This is a genomic window from Methylobacterium nigriterrae (assembly GCF_037106235.1).
GTDB lineage: Bacteria > Pseudomonadota > Alphaproteobacteria > Rhizobiales > Beijerinckiaceae > Methylobacterium > Methylobacterium nigriterrae.
On the sequence record NZ_JBAWTG010001074.1, the window covers coordinates 1 to 250 of the forward strand.

A 250-nucleotide genomic window follows, 5' to 3' on the forward strand; every position below is an offset into this window, starting at 1 on the left:
CAAGCGACACGACCTACCTCACGTCCGTTTGGCGCGGATGCCCCGCCCGAATTCTATTGAATACCGGCGGCGACCTGACTGTCCTGCGGCCGCTGCCGTCCCGGTTCCCCCGCCGAAGCTTCTACTCGTTACCCGACGCTTCCAACTCCCCTGGTGATCAGAACTCGAACGCCGGCGCCCGCCGGAATCCGGGAAGAGGCCGGATCGCCGCATTGAAGGCGCGGCGGCACGAAACCACACCACCCTCCTT

Annotated in this window: 1 pseudogene; it reads right to left on the minus strand. The window is 65.6% G+C overall.

The features are described from left to right. Window positions 1-157: 157 nt before the first annotated feature. Window positions 158-250: pseudogene (locus WDW90_RS40295) on the minus strand (protein-L-isoaspartate O-methyltransferase); the annotation flags it as partial.